Source organism: Bradyrhizobium sp. MOS001, assembly GCF_004634465.1.
GTDB lineage: Bacteria > Pseudomonadota > Alphaproteobacteria > Rhizobiales > Xanthobacteraceae > Bradyrhizobium > Bradyrhizobium barranii.
The window spans coordinates 1-1195 of sequence record NZ_SPVJ01000171.1; the positions used below are offsets into that span (position 1 = coordinate 1).

2 protein-coding genes are annotated in these 1195 nt (G+C 55.7%); both read left to right on the plus strand.

The features are described 5' to 3' along the window. The coding region (locus tag CT676_RS45050) for a hypothetical protein (protein ID WP_205124655.1) at positions 1-209 on the plus strand (209 nt) is incomplete at its 5' end. Between the two features lie 804 nt (positions 210-1013). Continuing rightward, entirely contained in the window at positions 1014-1148 is a 135-nt protein-coding gene (locus CT676_RS46225; RefSeq protein ID WP_275552155.1) for a hypothetical protein, read from the plus strand. Positions 1149-1195: the final 47 nt, after the last annotated feature.

Genomic DNA, 1195 nt, shown 5'->3' on the forward strand with positions numbered 1-1195 from the left:
CCGCGCGCATCGTGGCCCACGACATGGAACGAGTTTTTGCCGATATCGATGCCGATCACGGCGATCGCGGTATTGAGTGTCTGGGACATGGCGTGCTCCTTGTCTTGGCGCCCCTGGCCAGCTTATCGCTGGCGGGGCAGGAGCACGGCCGGACCATCCCATTAGCGGAAATCACTAGCTCGGTACCCCGCTTAGGTGAAATGTCGTAGCAAGGATGCGCCAGCCGTCGGGGGAGCGAACAAGGTTGTACGACTGCCGCCATTGCCTTGTGAAGCTTCCATCCGGTCGGAGGTTTTTCCACGTTACAGTTCCGAGAGCACTGCGTTCGCCTATAGGAACAGCCACTACATCGTGCAGAGTTCCACTTTCGGCCCCTTCGCGTCGGTAGGTGTCGGCCACTCCTTGGAAAAACCGCGCAATCTCGTCACGTGACTGAAAACAATGTATCGACCCGTCACCCCGCATGGTGATGCAGGGAGCGCAGTAGAGTTTGGCGATTTGATCACCATCCCAGGTGGTGAATGTCTCCATGTATTTGTTGAAGAAGGCAGATATCTCGACTTCAAGCGCTTCCGGCATGATTTGTCTCCAGAGCTTTCATGTTCTGCGACGAGCAAGCCAACCCGAATTGTCTTGGGTTGCGATACAGCGCACGCGGAATTCGGATGGCGACATGCCGTTCAGCCGATCCGCTGCTGGGTCCAACTCCGCGCAACTGGCCTGCTCTACAGTTACGATCTGATCCGCGGCCAACCAAGCTACGATTGGAACTGAAGGGCCAATGATTACGAGATAGGCCAAGCCGAGAGCGGGAGACCAACGTTCAATACCAAGCCCTGTCCGGAAGACCACGGCCATTCCTAAGCCGAAGCACGCGATCCAAACGGCAAGCCAACAAGCAGAGATCATTCGTCTCTCCCCGCTCCAACAGTGTGCGCAATGTTACCGTTGACGCCCATCTCTCGCCAGAAGACAGTTTGCACCGAAGGGGCAATGCACTTGACCGATTCTGGATGGTTAAGCTCACCTGCCAGTCAGGTGTTGATGGAAACGACGAGGTCATTGAATGCAAAAGGCTGATCGGCGATGTCGCCTATTGGCCGATTTCGTTGAAAAAGTCGGCTGTTGCGGCGCAGAGATATCAGTGATTCAGTCTGTCTAATTGGCAGGACTGAAGGTCATGATGGGGCATCGG

Coding starts and splice junctions, on each gene's coding strand:
- CT676_RS46225 (WP_275552155.1), top strand. CDS start 1,014: ATGGTTAAGCTCACCTGCCAGTCAGGTGTTGATGGAAACGACGAGGTC.